The organism is Staphylococcus sp. HMSC067F07, from assembly GCF_001837405.1.
Classification (GTDB): domain Bacteria; phylum Bacillota; class Bacilli; order Staphylococcales; family Staphylococcaceae; genus Staphylococcus; species Staphylococcus capitis.
In genome coordinates this window covers 611,114-631,196 of sequence record NZ_KV832237.1, presented here as the reverse complement: position 1 = coordinate 631,196, position 20,083 = coordinate 611,114, and the positions used below count along the sequence as shown (strand labels likewise).

The 20,083-nt window shown below is 33.3% G+C and carries 15 protein-coding genes; all 15 read left to right on the top strand.

Features of this window, described 5'->3' with window-relative positions; translation table 11 throughout:
• Positions 1–170: 170 nt before the first annotated feature.
• The 15 genes from HMPREF2706_RS09975 (at position 171) to yvcK (ending at position 19,996) form a co-directional block, all read left to right on the top strand.
• A complete protein-coding gene (locus HMPREF2706_RS09975) occupies positions 171–947 on the top strand; it encodes a peptidoglycan recognition protein family protein (RefSeq protein ID WP_030062663.1) in 777 nt (258 codons plus the stop codon).
• A 519-nt stretch (positions 948–1,466) separates the two neighbouring features.
• Positions 1,467–4,001: a preprotein translocase subunit SecA gene (secA, locus tag HMPREF2706_RS09970; RefSeq protein ID WP_023350656.1), complete on the top strand. Its 2,535-nt coding sequence runs from the start codon at positions 1,467–1,469 to the stop codon at positions 3,999–4,001.
• A 206-nt stretch (positions 4,002–4,207) separates the two neighbouring features.
• Positions 4,208–5,324 (top strand): peptide chain release factor 2 gene (prfB, locus tag HMPREF2706_RS09965; protein WP_096389352.1). Its coding sequence is split into 2 segments (ribosomal slippage): positions 4,208–4,279 and positions 4,281–5,324, totalling 1,116 coding nucleotides; the frame shifts between segments, so codons are not numbered across the junction.
• A gap of 332 nt (positions 5,325–5,656) precedes the next feature.
• Positions 5,657–6,436, top strand: coding sequence for a COG3942 and LysM peptidoglycan-binding domain-containing protein (locus HMPREF2706_RS09960; RefSeq protein ID WP_023350653.1), 780 nt, complete (start codon positions 5,657–5,659; stop codon positions 6,434–6,436).
• Between the two features lie 312 nt (positions 6,437–6,748).
• Entirely contained in the window at positions 6,749–7,390 is a 642-nt protein-coding gene (locus HMPREF2706_RS09955) for a YfbR-like 5'-deoxynucleotidase (RefSeq protein ID WP_002433218.1), read from the top strand.
• 5 nt (positions 7,391–7,395) lie between these two features.
• Positions 7,396–7,632 carry a CsbA family protein gene (locus HMPREF2706_RS09950; RefSeq protein ID WP_070862361.1) on the top strand — a complete coding sequence of 79 codons (237 nt, stop codon included), beginning with the start codon at positions 7,396–7,398 and terminating at the stop codon, positions 7,630–7,632.
• Positions 7,633–7,909: 277 nt separating this feature from the next.
• Positions 7,910–9,895: an excinuclease ABC subunit UvrB gene (uvrB, locus tag HMPREF2706_RS09945; protein ID WP_049428758.1), complete on the top strand. Its 1,986-nt coding sequence runs from the start codon at positions 7,910–7,912 to the stop codon at positions 9,893–9,895.
• 7 nt (positions 9,896–9,902) lie between these two features.
• Positions 9,903–12,737 (top strand): excinuclease ABC subunit UvrA, encoded by a 2,835-nt coding sequence (gene uvrA / locus HMPREF2706_RS09940; protein WP_070862360.1) that lies wholly within the window; start codon positions 9,903–9,905, stop codon positions 12,735–12,737.
• A 462-nt stretch (positions 12,738–13,199) separates the two neighbouring features.
• A complete protein-coding gene (gene hprK, locus HMPREF2706_RS09935; protein ID WP_049428756.1) occupies positions 13,200–14,132 on the top strand; it encodes an HPr(Ser) kinase/phosphatase in 933 nt (310 codons plus the stop codon).
• Between the two features lie 6 nt (positions 14,133–14,138).
• A complete protein-coding gene (gene lgt / locus HMPREF2706_RS09930) occupies positions 14,139–14,975 on the top strand; it encodes a prolipoprotein diacylglyceryl transferase (RefSeq protein WP_030061172.1) in 837 nt (278 codons plus the stop codon).
• 8 nt (positions 14,976–14,983) lie between these two features.
• Positions 14,984–15,478 (top strand): acyltransferase, encoded by a 495-nt coding sequence (locus HMPREF2706_RS09925; RefSeq protein WP_030061174.1) that lies wholly within the window; start codon positions 14,984–14,986, stop codon positions 15,476–15,478.
• On the top strand, positions 15,478–16,917 hold the full coding sequence (locus HMPREF2706_RS09920; protein WP_023350650.1) for a tetratricopeptide repeat protein: 1,440 nt from the start codon (positions 15,478–15,480) through the stop codon (positions 16,915–16,917). Before HMPREF2706_RS09925 ends, HMPREF2706_RS09920 begins: the two co-directional genes overlap by 1 nt.
• Before the next feature lie 64 nt (positions 16,918–16,981).
• Entirely contained in the window at positions 16,982–17,923 is a 942-nt protein-coding gene (trxB, locus tag HMPREF2706_RS09915; RefSeq protein WP_023350649.1) for a thioredoxin-disulfide reductase, read from the top strand.
• A gap of 169 nt (positions 17,924–18,092) precedes the next feature.
• Positions 18,093–19,004, top strand: a complete 912-nt coding sequence (rapZ, locus tag HMPREF2706_RS09910; protein ID WP_002432991.1) for an RNase adapter RapZ — start codon at positions 18,093–18,095, stop codon at positions 19,002–19,004.
• Positions 19,001–19,996, top strand: a complete 996-nt coding sequence (gene yvcK, locus HMPREF2706_RS09905; RefSeq protein WP_030061177.1) for a gluconeogenesis factor YvcK family protein — start codon at positions 19,001–19,003, stop codon at positions 19,994–19,996. The genes rapZ and yvcK overlap by 4 nt, the downstream gene beginning before the upstream one ends.
• The last annotated feature ends 87 nt before the right edge of the window (positions 19,997–20,083 follow it).

Genomic DNA, 20,083 nt, shown 5'->3' with positions numbered 1-20,083 from the left:
TTAATTGTATAGAAATTTATTTTTTAGAAAATTCTTAATAAGATACACAAATATTTCACTTTTAATGCAAATAAATACTTGATTTTAATTTGTTATTAGAATAATACTATAAGTGAAATTATTAAATAATAATTTTAATAATTAAAACAATATGAAAGAGGTGAGAAATTATGCCAAAAATAACAATTCTTTTTTCTACGTGTATGATGTTGATGTCAATGTTGCTCTTTTATACACCCGTTAGTCATGCCCAAAGTCTATCCTCAAAACAAACTATGGTGAATCAGCAAAATCAAAATAATACTACTACACAATTCTCGGGAAATACTGATAATGCGAAGAAAGCTACTACAGATGATGAACCGTCGTTTGAAAACTCTAAAGTAAATCAATATATTATCCAACATCATCTTCAACATTCTCACGTTGTCAATGATCCACGTATGAACACTCTTCCAAAATTGGAATATAAGGAAGGTACTTATATTGGTGTTGTAATCCATGAGGTAGGGGAAGACCATCGATCTTTACAAAAATGGGTTGATAACATGTATGCAACATACAATACAGCATTTGTACACGCATTCGTTGATAATAATGAAATACATCTTACTGCACCTTCAAAATATTATGTATGGGGGGCTGGACCTAAAGCGAATCCATACTTCTATCAAATTGAACTTGTAAGAATGTATAACTTCGTAGATTTTGCGAAATCAGTGAATAACCAAGCATGGCTTGCAGCATTTATGTTAAAACAAAATGGAATAACTCCAACACTTGCTGACACAAATGAAGGAAAAGGTTCTGTTATCAGTCATAACGCGGTAAGCAGATACTGGGGCGGGACAGATCATGTTGATCCATATGAGTATTACGCAAGATGGGGTTACGATATGCAACAAATGTATGAATTAATTAAATACTACTATGATAATATGGCGTAAAATCGCATGATTGTAAAATACGTGTATTAGACTCGGCTAGAAGCTTATATTAGGCTTCTAGCCTTGTTCATTTTGTTTGCTCCTACAGTAAGTTTTTATTTTTGAGTTGTTTATTTGCATATACTACTTCACTAATCATTTAACCGTTAATTGATGGACACATATCTTTGATTATGCTAACGTGGTTTGACGATTCTAAAATTGTATAATTTCAATTTCAGTTATTTAAACTACGGTTTTTATAATATATTCAAAAATTATTTATTTATGACGAGAAAAAATTGTTTCTATCGTGTTAAAATAAATATGTTGTTGATTTATAGGGATAGCTACAATTGATGGTTGGATTATAGTCTAACTAGTCATAACTAACAAGAACTTCATTTTCAATGAGGAAAGTAACAAGGAAGATATTAGTAAGACTCAAGGTATGAGTATATAAGTATAATTTTAATGGTATTAATGATAAGATAAATTGTTGTAAGCCAAACAGTTTTAGCTAAAGGAGCGACGCATGTAATGGGATTTTTATCGAAAATTGTTGACGGCAATAAAAAAGAAACGAAACGCTTAGGTAAACTTGCAGATAAAGTACTCGCGTTAGAGGAAGATACTGCATTATTAACTGATGAAGAAATTCGTGAAAAAACTAAAGCGTTCCAAAAAGAATTATCCGAAATTGATGATGTAAAAAAACAAAATGATTATTTAGATAAAATTTTACCTGAAGCATATGCACTTGTACGTGAAGGCTCTAAGCGTGTATTTAACATGATACCTTATAGAGTACAAGTTATGGGTGGTATCGCGATTCATAAAGGCGATATCGCTGAAATGAGAACAGGTGAAGGTAAAACTTTAACAGCGACAATGCCAACTTATTTAAATGCGCTGGCCGGTCGTGGCGTTCACGTGATTACAGTCAATGAGTATTTATCAAGTTTTCAAAGTGAAGAGATGGCTCAATTATATAATTTCTTAGGTTTATCTGTTGGACTTAACTTAAATAGTAAGTCTACTGAAGAAAAGCGTGAAGCATATGCACAAGATATTACTTATAGTACTAATAATGAACTTGGCTTCGATTACTTAAGAGATAATATGGTGAATTATGCTGAAGAAAGAGTTATGCGTCCATTACATTTTGCAATTATTGATGAGGTCGATTCTATTTTAATTGATGAGGCGAGAACACCTTTAATTATTTCTGGTGAAGCTGAAAAATCTACATCATTATACACTCAAGCTAATGTATTCGCTAAGATGCTCAAAGCAGAAGATGACTATAATTATGATGAAAAAACAAAAGCCGTTCATCTAACTGAACAAGGTGCTGACAAAGCTGAGCGTATGTTTAAAGTAGACAATTTATACGACGTTCAAAACGTTGAAATCATTAGTCATATTAATACTGCATTAAGAGCTCATGTAACGTTACAACGCGATGTGGATTATATGGTTGTTGATGGCGAAGTACTTATTGTGGACCAATTTACAGGACGTACGATGCCTGGACGTCGTTTTTCTGAAGGATTGCACCAAGCTATCGAAGCTAAAGAAGGTGTTACGATTCAAAATGAATCTAAGACTATGGCATCTATTACATTCCAAAATTACTTCAGAATGTATAACAAATTAGCTGGAATGACTGGTACTGCAAAAACTGAAGAAGAAGAATTCCGCAACATATATAATATGACAGTAACTCAAATTCCTACGAATAAACCTGTCCAACGTGTTGATAAGGCAGATTTAATTTATATTAGTCAAAAGGGTAAATTTGACGCAGTAGTTGAAGACGTAGTTGAGAAGCATAAAAAAGGACAACCTATCTTATTAGGTACCGTGGCAGTAGAAACATCAGAATACATTTCTAATTTACTTAAAAAACGTGGTATCCGACATGATGTATTAAATGCGAAAAACCATGAACGCGAAGCGGACATCATTGCAAACGCTGGTCAAAAAGGTGCTGTAACCATTGCGACAAACATGGCTGGTCGTGGTACAGACATCAAACTTGGCGATGGTGTTGAAGAACTTGGTGGACTCGCTGTTATAGGTACTGAACGTCATGAATCTCGTCGAATTGATGACCAGTTACGTGGTCGTTCAGGACGTCAAGGTGATAGAGGTGACAGTCGTTTCTATCTATCACTTCAAGACGAATTAATGGTTCGTTTTGGTTCAGAACGTTTACAAAAAATGATGAATAGACTTGGTATGGACGATTCAACTCCGATAGAGTCTAAAATGGTTTCAAGAGCTGTTGAATCTGCTCAAAAACGTGTAGAAGGTAACAACTTTGATGCGCGTAAACGTATCCTTGAATACGATGAGGTGTTACGTAAACAACGTGAAATTATTTATAATGAACGTAACGAAATTATAGATAATGAAGATAGCTCTCAAGTAGTCAATGCTATGTTACGTTCAACATTACAACGTTCAATTAACTATTATGTTAATGAAGATGATGATAATCCTGATTATGCACCGTTTATAAACTATGTGAATGATGTCTTTTTACAAGAAGGAGACTTAGCGGAGTCTGAAATCAATGGTAAGGATTCTGAAGACATCTTTGAAGTTGTTTGGGCGAAAATAGAAAAAGCTTATGAGCGTCAGAAAGAAAAATTAGGCGATCAAATGAGTGAATTTGAACGAATGATTTTATTACGTTCTATCGATAGTCACTGGACAGATCATATCGATACAATGGATCAATTACGTCAAGGTATTCACTTGCGTTCATATGCACAACAAAACCCTCTTCGCGATTATCAAAACGAAGGCCATGAACTGTTTGATATTATGATGCAAAATATTGAAGAAGATACTTGTAAATATATCTTAAAATCAGTAGTACAGTTTGAAGATGATATTGAACGTGAAAAAACAAAAGATTTAGGTGAGGGTAAACATCTAACTGCTGAAGATGGTAAAGAAAAAGTAAAATCTCAACCCATTGTAAAAGGTGATCAAGTAGGGCGAAACGACCCATGTCCATGTGGCAGTGGTAAAAAGTACAAAAATTGCCATGGACAAGCATAAATCAACACTAAATGTTGCAATGTTCAATAATAAAGACTGAGGCATATTCTAATGGCTCGGTCTTTATTATTATTTTCTTGATACTAATGTCGTGACTTCAAACTTTTTAAGTTTGAATGTTAATTTTCATAAAGATGAATTTCATGTAAGATATAGTATGATAAATGCTAAAAGCGCTAAACATTCAGTAATAGGAGAGAAAATCAATGGAATTATCTGAAATTAAACGTAATATAGACGAATATCAAAATAATTTAAATCAAATTAGGGGGTCTCTTTGACTTAGAGAATAAAGAGACTAATATCCAAGAATATGAAGAGATGATGGCAGATCCAAACTTCTGGAATGATCAAAATAAAGCTCAAGAAATTATAGATAAAAATAACGCTTTAAAGTCGATAGTGAATGGGTATCACAATTTAGCCAATGAAGTTGATGATATGAGTGCAACTAGAGAATTGTTACAAGAAGAATATGATGAAGATATGAAAGAAGAACTTGAGAATACTGTCATTCAATTTAAAGATAAAATGGATCAATTTGAATTGCAATTACTTCTGGATGGGCCACATGATGCAAATAATGCCATACTTGAACTTCATCCAGGCGCCGGAGGAACTGAATCACAAGATTGGGCGAGTATGTTACTAAGAATGTATCAACGTTATTGTGAACAAAATGGCTTCAATGTTGAGACGGTGGACTATTTACCGGGTGACGAAGCAGGCGTAAAAAGCGTAACGCTATTGATTAAAGGTCATAATGCTTATGGTTACTTAAAAGCAGAAAAAGGCGTGCACCGATTAGTCAGAATCTCACCATTTGATTCCTCGGGTAGACGACATACGTCGTTTGCCTCTTGTGACGTGATTCCAGATTTCAATAATGATGAAATTGAAATAGAAATTAATCCGGATGATATAACGGTTGATACCTTTAGAGCTTCAGGAGCTGGTGGTCAGCATATTAACAAAACAGAATCAGCGATCAGAATTACTCACCATCCTACAGGTATTGTAGTCAATAACCAAAATGAACGTTCGCAAATTAAGAACCGAGAAGCAGCAATGAAAATGTTAAAATCTAAGTTATACCAACTAAAATTAGATGAACAAGAACGTGAAATGGCTGAAATTCGTGGTGAACAAAAAGAAATTGGGTGGGGAAGTCAAATACGATCTTATGTTTTCCATCCTTATTCAATGGTTAAAGACCATCGTACAAATGAAGAAACTGGTAAGGTTGATGCAGTCATGGATGGCGATATTGGGCCATTTATAGAAGCTTATTTAAGAAAAGAAATGGACAATGAAGAAGTTTAATAATTTAAGTTCCTCATTTATTAGTGTTAGTGACTAGTAAATGAGGTTTTTAATTTAATAAACATTAAGTAGGTAATGTTTTGTGTAATAAAATATCTAATAATAATATGTAATATGCAATTTATAATATTACCACATATAGTTTCAAACTTAGAAAAGTAACCCTTTACACCGTTATTGTAAAGATAGTTAGCGTTTTATATCGTGTTTTTGTAATCATTCTCTTTTTACTGTTATATTACATCGCTATAACATTAAACATCTCAAGCTTGGGGTGTGCTATATTTGAACTTGTAAATTTAAGAACAAACTAGCAAAGGAATGACAACTAGATGAAAAAAACGCTAACTGTAACTTTAAGTTCGATTGCAGCATTTTTTGCAATCAACACTGCAGCTAACGCTCAAGAATCAGAGGCGTCTCAACAGGACGTAAATTCACCAGACGTTGTTACAACGAATCAATCTAATTTAGGAACATATATAGTTAAAGCAGGAGATTGTTTATATAATATCGCAGTAGAACACGGCATCACTTTAGAACAATTATATACATTAAACCCAGGAATCCAACCGCTTATTTTCCCTGGTGATAAAATAGTTGTTTCAGAGAGTGGCGTTAATCCATCACAATTTGAAAGTGAAGAAATCTCTATTCCGCAAACTACATTTGAGTCAACTTCAACTGATGAATCAGGTGTTACTTATGAAAATTATGAAACACCAATCAATTTTTCTCAAACTTCTTATGATGGTTTAAGAAGTATTTCGAATGCAGGTAACCTATATACTGATGGACAATGCACTTACTATGCATTTAATCGTCGTGCTGAATTAGGAAAACCAATTGGTAGTTTATGGGGCAATGCTAGCAACTGGGCAGCATCTGCTAGCCAAGCTGGATTCAATGTAAATAACACACCTGAAGTAGGAGCTATATTCCAAAGCGCTCCTGGACAAAATGGTGCTGGTGCGTATGGACATGTAGGCGTTGTTGAGTCAGTAAATCCTAATGGTACATTAACTGTTTCTGAAATGAACTGGAACGGTGGCGTAAACGTTAAATCATATAGAACAATTTATAATCCAGGTTCTTACAATTATATTCACTAAAAGACTAAATTATAAAAGTGAAAAAGAAAAAATTAATATATGTATTTTAAACAAGGCTGTAACAGTGTTTATTGTTACAGCTTTTTTATTCAAGTTACACTATATGTCATCAACTTAATAAGTAAGCGATTTAAACTCTTATTGAAATTTAATTATCAAACAAGGATATTCTAAGATATATGCAAACTAGAATCTCTTACCTTTATAAAAAATTAATATATAAAAATATGAATTTACTTTCAATAATAAAATGGATTGATATAATAACTATAAGTAATTAGACAAATTTCGTTTACAGGGAGGTATCGTGATATGGGTGTACATCAATATTTTAAAAGACTTTCTGATTTAGAAAAATTAATAAGACTACCGGGTAAGTTTAAATATTTCGAACATAATGTCGCTGCCCACTCATTTAAAGTGACTAAAATTGCCCAGTATTTAGCAACTGTTGAAGAATATTATGGAAATGAAATCAATTGGAAAAGTCTATATGAGAAGGCGTTAAATCACGATTTCGCGGAAGTTTTTACCGGTGACATTAAAACCCCTGTTAAATATGCAAGCAGAGAATTAAAGAAACTATTCTCCCAAGTAGAGGAAGAAATGGTAGATACATTCATAAAAGAGGAGATTCCTGAACAATATCAAAAAGTATACAGAGAACGACTACAAGAAGGTAAAGATGATTCTTTAGAAGGTCAAATTCTCTCAGTGGCAGACAAAATTGATTTATTATATGAAACTTTTGGAGAAATTCAAAAACGTAACCCAGAACCTTTATTCTTTGAAATTTATGAAATGAGTCTAGAGACAATTATTCAATTTGATCATTTAAATTCAGTAAAAGACTTCATAGATAATGTTATTCCTGAAATGCTTACAGAAAACTTCATTCCAAGAACTGAGTTACGTGAAACGACTATGACAATCTTAAATAGAAGAAATGGGTGACGATAATGATTTGGTATGCATGTGCCGCCTTTTTTCCTTGTATATTAGTGGTATTATTTAGTGTTGTCACTAGAAGTAAATGGATAGGTACATTATTAACGCTAATATTAATAGGTACTTCGATTTATAAAGGTTTATTTCATAACGAATGGATTATATTTATAGATGTAGTGAGTCTTCTAGCAGGTTATTTAATCATTGATAAATTGAAATTTCATAAGAATCAAGATGATTCTAGTTAGGAAATATCAATATATAGAAAGCGTAAACAAATCTTTTGAAGGTTACAGAAGATTGTTTTATAGTATCTTTAAACGAGAAAGACTTAAATTAAATAACTTTTTAAACAAGCATGGTGTTTCACTATGTTTGTTTTTATTTTCAAAAAATCTCAAGCGAACAAACGTTTGCTTTAGTCGTTATAAATTTGTTAGAATAATACATAATGAAACTTAAGACTATAAACGTGAGTGTTAAATTTTAAATGAGTGAGAAATTAAATAGGAGGCGTATGTCAGAATGGTTGAACATGTTCCATTTAAGTTGAATTCTGAATTTGAACCACAGGGGGATCAACCTCAAGCGATACAAAAAATTGTTGATGGTGTGAATAATGGAAAACGTCATCAAACTTTACTTGGTGCGACAGGAACAGGTAAAACATTCACTATGAGTAACGTCATCAAAGAAGTCGGTAAACCTACATTGATTATTGCACACAATAAGACATTAGCTGGGCAACTTTATAGTGAGTTTAAAGAATTCTTCCCTGAAAATAGAGTAGAATATTTTGTAAGTTATTACGATTATTATCAACCAGAAGCTTATGTTCCATCAACTGATACTTTCATAGAAAAGGACGCCTCCATCAATGATGAAATTGACCAATTACGTCATTCGGCTACAAGTGCGTTATTTGAACGCGATGATGTAATAATTATTGCTAGTGTAAGTTGTATTTATGGTTTAGGTAATCCGGAAGAATATAAAGACTTAGTAGTTAGCGTTAGAGTTGGAATGGAAATGGATCGCAGTGAATTGCTACGAAAATTAGTAGATGTTCAATATACACGTAATGATATTGATTTCCAACGTGGTACTTTTAGAGTGCGTGGAGATGTTGTAGAGATTTTTCCTGCATCTAGAGAAGAAATGTGTATTAGAGTAGAGTTCTTTGGAGATGAAATTGATCGCATCAGAGAGATCAATTATTTAACTGGTGAAGTGATACGTGAACGTGAACATTTTGCTATTTTCCCAGCCTCTCACTTCGTAACTCGTGAAGAAAAGATGAAAGTTGCAATTGAACGAATTGAGAAAGAATTAGAAGAAAGACTTAAAGAATTACGCGATGAAAATAAATTATTAGAAGCTCAGCGACTTGAACAGCGCACGAATTATGATCTCGAAATGATGCGTGAAATGGGCTTCTGTTCAGGTATTGAGAATTATTCTGTTCACCTTACATTAAGACCTTTAGGCTCTACACCTTTTACATTGCTTGACTATTTTGGAGATGATTGGCTTGTAATGATTGATGAATCACACGTTACTTTACCACAAATTCGTGGTATGTATAACGGTGACAGAGCTCGTAAACAGGTGCTTGTAGATCATGGGTTCCGTTTACCAAGTGCACTTGATAATAGACCTCTAAAATTTGAAGAGTTCGAAGATAAAACTAAACAACTTGTATATGTTTCTGCTACACCTGGACCTTATGAATTAGAACATACTGATGAAATGGTTGAACAGATTATTCGTCCAACTGGCTTACTCGATCCTAAAATCGACGTTAGACCAACTGAAAATCAAATTGATGATTTACTCAGTGAGATTCAAGAACGGATAGATAGAGATGAACGTGTGTTAGTAACAACATTAACTAAAAAAATGAGTGAAGATTTAACCACATATATGAAAGAAGCGGGTATTAAAGTTAACTATTTACACTCTGAGATTAAAACATTAGAACGTATCGAAATTATTCGGGATTTGCGTATGGGAACTTATGACGCTATTGTAGGGATTAACCTGTTGAGAGAGGGTATTGATATACCTGAAGTGTCTCTAGTAGTTATACTTGATGCTGATAAAGAAGGATTTCTACGATCAGATCGTTCTTTAATTCAAACAATAGGTCGTGCTGCACGTAATGATAAAGGTGAAGTTATTATGTATGCAGATAAAATTACTGATTCAATGCAATATGCAATTGATGAAACGCAAAGACGTCGAGATATTCAAACGGCGCATAATAAGGAACACGGTATAACTCCTAAAACGATTAATAAGAAAATACATGATGTTATTAGTGCTACAGTAGAAAGTGATGAAACTAATGATCAGAAACAAACAGAACTACCTAAGAAAATGACTAAAAAAGAAAGACAAAAAACTATTGAAAATATAGAAAAAGAAATGAAAAAAGCAGCTAAAGATTTAGACTTCGAGAAAGCAACAGAATTAAGAGATATGTTATTTGAATTAAAAGCAGAAGGGTGACGTTTAAATGAAAGGACCGTCAATAGTCGTTAAAGGCGCACGTGCACATAATTTAAAAGGAGTAGATATTGAGCTACCCAAAAATAAACTTATTGTCATGACTGGACTTTCAGGCTCTGGTAAGTCTTCTTTGGCATTTGATACGATTTATGCAGAAGGACAAAGACGATATGTGGAGTCTCTAAGTGCATATGCACGTCAGTTTTTAGGACAAATGGATAAGCCAGATGTTGATACAATTGAAGGTTTATCACCTGCCATTTCTATTGATCAAAAGACAACTAGTAAAAATCCACGATCAACTGTTGCAACTGTAACTGAAATCTATGACTATATACGTCTGCTTTATGCACGCGTAGGTAAACCTTATTGTCCGAACCATGGAATAGAAATAGAATCTCAAACTGTTCAACAAATGGTGGATAGAATTCTAGAACTTGAAGAACGTACAAAAATCCAACTACTTGCACCTGTAGTATCTCATAGAAAAGGAACACACGAAAAATTAATTGAAGATATAGGTAAAAAGGGTTATGTACGCTTACGTGTCGACGGAGAGATTGTAGATGTCAATGAAGTGCCCGAACTTGATAAGAATAAAAATCATACTATTGAAGTAGTTGTCGACCGCTTAGTCGTTAAAGATGGAATTGAGACGCGTTTAGCAGATTCAATTGAAACGTCTTTAGAACTAGCGGAAGGTAACTTAACTGTTGATGTCATTGATGGTGATGAACTAAAATTTTCTGAAAATCATGCATGTCCTATTTGTGGATTCTCAATTGGTGAGTTAGAGCCAAGAATGTTCAGTTTCAATAGTCCATTTGGTGCATGCCCAACATGTGATGGTCTTGGTCAAAAACTAACAGTAGACATGGATTTAGTTGTTCCTGATAAAGATAAATCATTAAATGAAGGTGCAATTGAACCATGGGAGCCTACAAGTTCGGACTTCTATCCAACATTGTTAAAACGCGTATGTGAAGTCTATAAGATCAACATGGATAAACCATATAAAAAGCTGACAGATAGACAAAAGAATATCTTGATGCACGGTTCTGGAGATAAAGAAATTGAGTTTACTTTCACTCAACGTAATGGGGGCACACGTAAACGCAAAATGGTATTCGAAGGGGTTATTCCTAATATCAATCGACGCTACCATGAGTCTCCTTCTGAGTATACCCGTGAAATGATGAGCAAGTACATGACAGAACTTCCATGTGAAACGTGTCATGGTAAACGTTTGAGCCAAGAAGCTTTATCTGTCTATGTTGGCGGTTTTAATATTGGTGAAGTCGTGCAATACTCCATTAAAAATGCTTTGAATTATTATGAAAAGATTGAATTAAGTGAGCAAGACAGAGCGATAGCAAACCAAATCCTTAAGGAAATTATTTCAAGATTATCTTTCTTAAATAACGTAGGTTTGGAATATCTTACTTTAAATCGTTCATCTGGTACTTTATCAGGTGGGGAAGCACAACGTATTCGTCTTGCTACTCAAATAGGTTCAAGACTAACAGGAGTATTGTATGTATTAGATGAACCTTCAATTGGGCTACATCAAAGAGATAATGATCGCCTAATTAGTACATTAAAAGAAATGAGAGATTTAGGAAATACGTTAATTGTTGTTGAACACGATGATGATACGATGAGAGCAGCAGATTATTTAGTAGATGTAGGTCCAGGTGCAGGGAATCATGGTGGAGAAATTGTTTCAAGTGGTACACCTGCTAAAGTAATGAAAGATAAAAAATCATTAACTGGACAATATCTTAGTGGCAAAAAACGTATTGATGTACCCGAACATAGACGAGAAGTAACTAATAAGAAAATTAGCATAAAAGGTGCTAGAAGCAATAATCTTAAAAACGTCGATGTTGAATTTCCTTTATCAGTAATGACTGTTGTTACTGGAGTGTCTGGTTCTGGTAAAAGTTCATTAGTTAATGAAATTTTATATAAATCACTTGCCCAAAAAATTAATAAATCTAAAATAAAACCTGGAGATTTTGACACAATTGATGGTATTGATCACCTCGATAAGATTATTGATATTGATCAATCTCCAATTGGTAGAACTCCACGTTCAAATCCAGCCACTTATACAGGCGTTTTCGATGATATTAGAGATGTCTTTGCTCAAACGAATGAAGCTAAAATACGTGGTTATCAAAAAGGTAGATTTAGTTTCAATGTTAAAGGCGGACGTTGTGAAGCTTGTAAAGGTGACGGTATCATTAAAATAGAAATGCATTTTTTACCAGACGTTTATGTACCATGTGAAGTGTGTGATGGTAAACGTTATAATCGAGAAACCTTGGAAGTAACTTATAAAGGTAAAAATATTGCCGATGTATTAGAAATGACTGTTGAAGAAGCAACACATTTCTTCGAAAATATTCCAAAAATTAATCGAAAGCTTCAAACACTTGTTGATGTCGGCTTAGGTTATATTACTTTAGGACAACAGGCGACAACTCTTTCAGGTGGTGAAGCTCAACGTGTAAAATTAGCCTCTGAATTGCATAAGCGTTCCACAGGACGTTCTATTTATATCCTTGATGAACCTACAACGGGGCTGCACGTTGATGATATTAGCCGTTTGTTAAAAGTTTTAAATCGATTAGTAGAAAACGGTGATACAGTTGTGATTATTGAACACAACTTAGATGTAATTAAAACTGCAGATCACATTATTGATCTTGGACCTGAAGGTGGCGAAGGCGGGGGTACTATAGTTGGTACTGGTACTCCGGAAGAAATTGCTGAAAATAATGACTCTTATACTGGAACATATTTAAAACCTGTTTTAGAAAGAGACAGTATAGAATAAATAGCCAATTAGTAAAGATAACGCTTCAAAGTTTTAGTTAACCTTTACTAATGCTAACCAACTTTGATAGGCTAGGACATTAATATTGTCCTAGCCTTAATTCTTTATCATGATGATAGCTTTTAAAATTAAGATATATTCATTGTAAGTTTTTAATTCTTATTAACCATTGCAACAAGTCCATAGCTAATAAAGTTTTTTCTAAAGTATTTATTGAGATATGCAAGTTAAAGTGAGTGTTTTATAACTTTAATACAAGAATTCAAACCTATAATTTATTAATGGTTAAAATACTCACCTCAGATGTTAAAAAAATTTAACATTCATATATTTAAGTTAATGGTTATTTAAGAATATTTTAAAAGTTAAATCGTCATTTTAATATAGATTGTGAGTTCATTTTTGATATGATAATAGAATAGAGAATAGATACGAAGGGATATTATAATTTGAGGTGAACCCATGTTAACAACAAAAAGACTGGTTAATACACTTAATCTAGATTTAATCGCTGGGGAAAAAGGCTTAGATAGACCAATAAAAAATACGGATATATCACGTCCTGGTCTAGAAATGGCAGGCTATTTCTCTCACTATGCTTCAGATAGAATTCAATTGTTAGGAACTACTGAACTATCTTTCTATAATCTACTTCCTGATGATGAGAAAGAAGGAAGAATGAGAAAATTATGTCGACCTGAAACTCCAGCAATTATTGTGACGCGAGGATTGGAGCCCCCTGAAGAATTAATTTCTGCAGCAAAAGAACTAAATACACCTATTATTATTGCTAAAGATGCTACGACAAGTTTGATGAGTCGTTTGACTACATTTTTAGAGCATGAATTAGCTAAAACCACATCTTTACATGGAGTACTCGTCGATGTTTATGGAGTAGGTGTATTAATTACAGGTGATTCAGGTATAGGTAAAAGTGAGACTGCATTAGAATTAGTTAAACGTGGTCACAGACTTGTCGCTGATGATAATGTTGAAATTAAAGAAATCACTAAAGACGAATTAATAGGCAAACCACCTAAATTGATTGAGCATTTACTTGAGATTCGAGGACTGGGAATTATTAATGTTATGACTCTATTTGGTGCAGGGTCTATTTTGACTGAGAAACAAATTCGTTTAAATATTAATTTAGAGAATTGGAATAAAGATAAATTATATGATCGAGTTGGACTTAATGAGGAAACTTTGAAAATCCTCGATACTGAAATTACTAAAAAAACAATTCCTGTAAGACCTGGACGAAATGTTGCCGTAATTATTGAAGTTGCAGCGATGAATTATCGATTAAATATAATGGGAATTAATACAGCTGAAGAGTTTAGTGAGCGTTTAAATGAAGAAATCGTTCGCAATAGTCATAAAAGTGAGGAGTAGTACGAAATGGGTTTAACTCTAGGATACATTGATCCAATTGCTTTTAGTATTGGACCTATACATGTTCGTTGGTATGGAATTATTATCGCATGTGGTATATTACTGGGTTATTTTATTGCACAAGCTGCACTAAAAAATGTTGGCTTACATAAAGATACATTAATAGATATTATATTCTATAGTGCTATATTTGGTTTTATTGTGGCACGTTTATACTTCGTGATTTTCCAATGGCCATATTACATGCAAAATCCAGGTGAAATACCGAAGATATGGCATGGAGGTATAGCAATCCACGGTGGTTTAATTGGTGGATTTATTACAGGTGTTATCGTATGTAGGTCTAAAAATCTACACCCGTTACAAATCGGTGATATTGTAGCGCCAGGTATTATATTAGCTCAAGGTATAGGTAGATGGGGTAATTTTATGAATCATGAAGCCCATGGTGGACCTGTATCGAAGGCGTTTTTAGAACACTTACATTTACCGGATTTTATCATTAGAAATATGTATATCGATGGTCAGTATTATCATCCTACATTTTTATATGAATCTGCGTGGGATGTTCTCGGTTTTATAATTCTAATTAATTTGAGGAAACATCTAAAAATAGGGGAAACGTTCTTTATTTATCTTATTTGGTATTCAATTGGCCGATTCTTCGTTGAAGGACTGCGAACTGATAGTTTAATGCTTACAAGTCATATTAGAGTTGCACAACTCGTATCAGTCATTCTTATCGTTGTTAGCATTATTCTTATTGTATATAGAAGAGTTAAGTATCAACCTTCAACTTTTAAAAATTCTGGACCACTTCAATGGCCAGGTAAAAGGGCGTAGTGTGTATGGTGAGACGATTAAACAAACAAAAACGTTTCTCCATAAACCCTCTGTGGCAAGTTTATAAAATAGTGAGATTTCCTAAGGTTTTTAAACAAACTATTATTATTGAAATTTCTCGTTTTATACCAAGCATGCGTCTAAAACGCTCTATTTATCGCAAGTTTTTAAAAATGGCTATAGGTCAGAATACAGCATTTGCATATAAAGTTTTACCTGACTTGTTTTATCCAGAGTTAATTTCTGTTGGCAACAATAGTGTTATTGGTTATAATACAACAATATTAACGCATGAAGTACTTATTGATGAATGGCGACAAGGTAGAGTCACCATTGGGCATTATACATTGATTGGTGCGAATGTAACGATTTTACCAGGAGTTAGAATAGGAAACCATGTAAAAGTCGGAGCTGGTACGGTCATCACTAAAGATATACCTGATTATAGCTTTGTATTTGGTAATCCTATGCATATAAAAGTTGATAGAGGAGGTGACAATTAATGGCACGTGAAGACAATAAGATAATACCAATGATTTTCGACGAAACTTTTTACCGCAAAATGGCTATACAAAAATGGCAACAACAAGATTATAATAAAGCAGCAAATTACTATAGCAAAGTGCTCGAATTGTCACCTGAAGATTATGATATTCAATTACATTATGCACAATGTTTAACGAAAATAAATTTAGGTAGAAAAGCAGAGCAAATATTTTACGAAAATATTGTAAATGATTTTCATGTTGCAGATAGTTTCTATGAGTTAAGTCAATTAAATATAGAGTTGAATGAACCAAACAAGGCATTCTTGTTTGGTATTAATTATGTACTTTTAACAGATGATCAGGACTTTAGAGAAGTACTAGAAAAGACATTCGAAGTGACCTATACAAGTGAACATAAAATTGAATTAGAAGCACAATTATTTGCTACACAATTATTATTCCAATTTTTATTTTCACAAGGACGACTGAATGACGCGCGAGCATATATTCTAAGTCAAGATGAGCATATTCAATCCCATCGTGTTATACGTAATCTGCTTGCGATGTGCTATCTTTATTTAAGTGAATATGAAACAGCTAAAGAGATGTTTGAAGCGTTATTGAGTGAAGATAATTCAGATGTTCATGCCTTATGTCATTATACACTTTTACTTTATAACACAAATGAAATGGAGAAATATAAGAGGTATCTTAAAATATTAAACAAAGTTGTACCTATGAATGATGATGAAAGTTTTAAACTAGGAATTGTATTAAGTTATTTAAAACAGTATCAAGCATCTCAAAATTTACTTTATCCTCTATATAAAAAGGGTAAGTTTTTATCCATTCAAATGTATAATGCATTGAGCTTTAATTTTTATTACCTCGGAAATAAAGATGAAAGTGTAGAATTATGGAATAAATTACTACAGATATCTAAAGTAGATGTTGGTTATGCGCCATGGGTGCTTGAGGAAAGTAAATCTGTTTTTAACCAACGCATTCTTCCACTATTATTGGATGACGATAGTCATTATAGACTATATGGAATCTTTTTATTAAATCAACTCAATGGTAAAGAAATTCTTATGACAGAAGAGATTTGGTCAATCTTAGAATCAATGAATGATTATGAAAAATTATATCTAACGTATCTGGTACAAGGATTAACATTAAATAAATTAGATTTTATTCACAGAGGTATGTTGAAATTATATGAAATGGATTATTTTAAAAACGATACCTCACTATTTATTGACTGGATTGATCAAGCTGAAGCGATTATCTCTGAAAAAGTTGATTTAGCAGAGGTAGACAGATATTTAGCTGCATTTGTATATATGCACTATAAATATACCAATCACGCTATGACTAAAAAACAAATTATTGATTCTTTTGAAGTCACACGATATAAATTAGATAAAACCATTGCTTTTATTTTGAGCATATAAATTTAAGAAATAAATGGTATAGTATATAATGCGATAATGATTAATAACTAGGAGGCATTAAAAAATGACTGAAGTAGATTTTGACGTAGCCATTATCGGCGCAGGTCCTGCCGGTATGACAGCAGCAGTTTATGCATCTCGTGCAAATTTAAAAACAGTTATGATTGAACGTGGTATGCCAGGTGGTCAAATGGCCAACACTGAAGAGGTAGAGAACTTTCCAGGATTTGAAATGATTACGGGTCCAGATTTATCTACGAAAATGTTTGAACACGCGAAAAAATTTGGAGCAGAGTATCAATATGGAGATATTAAATCTGTAGAAGATAAAGGTGACTACAAAGTAATTAACTTAGGTAATAAAGAAATTACGGCTCATGCAGTGATTATCTCAACTGGTGCAGAATATAAAAAAATTGGTGTGCCTGGGGAACAAGAACTTGGTGGACGTGGTGTAAGTTACTGTGCTGTGTGTGATGGTGCCTTCTTTAAAAATAAACGATTATTTGTTATTGGTGGTGGCGACTCAGCAGTTGAAGAAGGAACATTCTTAACTAAATTCGCTGATAAAGTAACAATCGTTCATAGAAGAGATGAATTACGTGCGCAGAATATTTTACAAGAACGTGCTTTCAAAAATGAAAAAGTTGATTTCATTTGGAGTCATACTTTAAAAACAATCAACGAAAAAGATGGCAAAGTAGGATCAGTAACTTTAGAATCTACTAAAGATGGTTCGGAAGAAACGTACGATGCTGATGGAGTTTTCATTTACATTGGAATGAAACCTTTAACAGCACCATTTACTAATTTAGGAATCACAAATGAAACAGGATATATTGTCACTAAAGCTGATATGAGTACGAATGTCCCTGGAATCTTTGCAGCTGGTGATGTTCGTGATAAAGGATTACGTCAAATTGTAACTGCAACGGGAGACGGTAGTATTGCAGCTCAAAGTGCAGCAGATTATATCACAGAGCTTAAAGATAAATTAGAAGCTTAATCTACACAATCACATGTAGCTAGGACATTGATGTCGACAAGTAGTCGCTATCAATCGTTCTAGCTTTTTTGATTAATAAAGAAGATTCCTTTAGATATACTAGTATGATAAGATTAATTTAATTATATGAAGTAAGAGCGAAGAACTTAAATGGTGGTGACTTTAAAAAGTGAAAAATAGCGAAAATGAAATTGTTAAAAGTGAATTATTAGTTGTTACAGGCATGTCAGGAGCGGGTAAATCACTAGTGATACAAAGTCTTGAAGATATGGGGTTCTTCTGCGTAGATAATTTACCACCAGTTTTATTACCCAAATTTGTAGAACTCATGGAACAAGGAAATCCTTCTTTACAAAAGGTGGCAATTGCCATTGATTTAAGAGGGAAGGAGTTATTTAAATCTTTAATTAAAGAAATTGATATCATTAAAAGTCGTAATGATGTTATCGTAGACGTCATGTTTTTAGAGGCTAAAACAGAAAAACTTATTTCTCGTTATAAAGAATCAAGAAGAGCACATCCATTGAATGAAAATGGACAACGTTCTCTTATTGAAGCAATTAATGAGGAGAGAGAACATCTTTCTGAAATTAGAAGCATTGCAAACTTTGTTATCGATACGACGCTATTAAAACCTAAGGAATTAAAGCATCGGATCGCTAAATTTTATTTAGATGATAATTTTGAAACGTTTACGATTAATGTTACCAGTTTTGGTTTCAAACATGGGATTCAAATGGATGCTGATTTAGTATTCGATGTAAGATTTTTACCAAATCCATACTATGTAGAAGAACTACGCCCGCTGACTGGTCTTGATGATCTGGTCTATAACTATGTAATGAAATGGAAAGAAACTGAGATTTTCTTTGATAAATTAACAGACCTCTTAAAGTATATGATTCCAGGTTATAAAAAAGAAGGAAAGTCACAGCTTGTTATTGCTATAGGATGTACAGGCGGTCAACACCGATCAGTTGCTTTAGCAAAACGTTTAGGCGAATATCTTGATGAGGTTTTTGATTACAATGTCTATGTGCATCACAGAGATGCTCATATTGAAAGTGGAGAGAAAAAATGAAACAAATGAAAGTAGTACTTATCGGAGGAGGAACAGGCTTATCTGTTCTAGCAAGAGGATTAAGAGAATTCCCTATAGATATTACTGCTATTGTTACTGTCGCTGATAACGGCGGAAGCACAGGGAAGATTAGAGATGTTATGGATATACCTGCTCCAGGTGATATACGTAATGTTATCGCAGCGCTTAGTGATTCAGAATCAACGTTAACTCAACTTTTTCAATACCGTTTTGATGAAAATAAAGTCGACGGCCACTCACTAGGGAATTTGGTTATTGCAGGGATGACAAGTATAACTAATGATTTCGGTCATGCGATAAAAGAACTTAGTAAAGTTCTCAATATCAAAGGGCAAGTTATACCATCAACAAACACAAGTGTTCAATTGAATGCGGTCATGGAAGACGGAGAAATTGTTCGTGGAGAAACCAACATACCTAAAACAAATAAAAAAATAGATCGCGTCTTTTTAGAACCCGGGGATGTTGAACCTATGGAAGAAGCGGTTGAGGCTCTAGAACATGCAGATTTAATCGTTCTTGGGCCTGGTTCGTTATATACAAGTGTTATCTCTAATTTATGTGTTAAAGGGATTTCTGAAGCATTACTTCGCTCTAATGCACCAAAACTTTATGTTTCTAACGTAATGACTCAACCAGGAGAAACAGATAATTACGGTGTTAAAGAACATATAGATGCAATTTGCCAACAAGTCGGTGAAGATTTTATCGACTTTGTGATATGCAGTAATGAAAATTATAGCAAAGACGTTTTACGTAAATATGAAGAAAAAAATTCAAAACCAGTAGAAGTTCATAAAGAAGAGCTAAAAAACAAAGGTATAAGAGTTTTAACAGCTTCAAATTTAATTGAAATTTCTGACGAACACTTCGTACGCCATAATACTAAAATTTTATCAGGTATGATTTATGAGCTTGCACTAGAATTAACAAGCACAATTCAGTTTAACCCTAATGATAAACATAAATAGTGTTAGTGCAATATTTGTTATGATATGATAGCTTACGTGTGTTTTATCAAAGTAGTGTAATGTAATCTCTATGTCGACCATACATAG

Coding starts and splice junctions, on each gene's coding strand:
- HMPREF2706_RS09975 (WP_030062663.1), top strand. CDS start 171: ATGCCAAAAATAACAATTCTTTTTTCTACGTGTATGATGTTGATGTCA.
- secA (WP_023350656.1), top strand. CDS start 1,467: ATGGGATTTTTATCGAAAATTGTTGACGGCAATAAAAAAGAAACGAAA.
- HMPREF2706_RS09960 (WP_023350653.1), top strand. CDS start 5,657: ATGAAAAAAACGCTAACTGTAACTTTAAGTTCGATTGCAGCATTTTTT.
- HMPREF2706_RS09955 (WP_002433218.1), top strand. CDS start 6,749: ATGGGTGTACATCAATATTTTAAAAGACTTTCTGATTTAGAAAAATTA.
- HMPREF2706_RS09950 (WP_070862361.1), top strand. CDS start 7,396: ATGATTTGGTATGCATGTGCCGCCTTTTTTCCTTGTATATTAGTGGTA.
- uvrB (WP_049428758.1), top strand. CDS start 7,910: ATGGTTGAACATGTTCCATTTAAGTTGAATTCTGAATTTGAACCACAG.
- uvrA (WP_070862360.1), top strand. CDS start 9,903: ATGAAAGGACCGTCAATAGTCGTTAAAGGCGCACGTGCACATAATTTA.
- hprK (WP_049428756.1), top strand. CDS start 13,200: ATGTTAACAACAAAAAGACTGGTTAATACACTTAATCTAGATTTAATC.
- lgt (WP_030061172.1), top strand. CDS start 14,139: ATGGGTTTAACTCTAGGATACATTGATCCAATTGCTTTTAGTATTGGA.
- HMPREF2706_RS09920 (WP_023350650.1), top strand. CDS start 15,478: ATGGCACGTGAAGACAATAAGATAATACCAATGATTTTCGACGAAACT.
- trxB (WP_023350649.1), top strand. CDS start 16,982: ATGACTGAAGTAGATTTTGACGTAGCCATTATCGGCGCAGGTCCTGCC.
- yvcK (WP_030061177.1), top strand. CDS start 19,001: ATGAAACAAATGAAAGTAGTACTTATCGGAGGAGGAACAGGCTTATCT.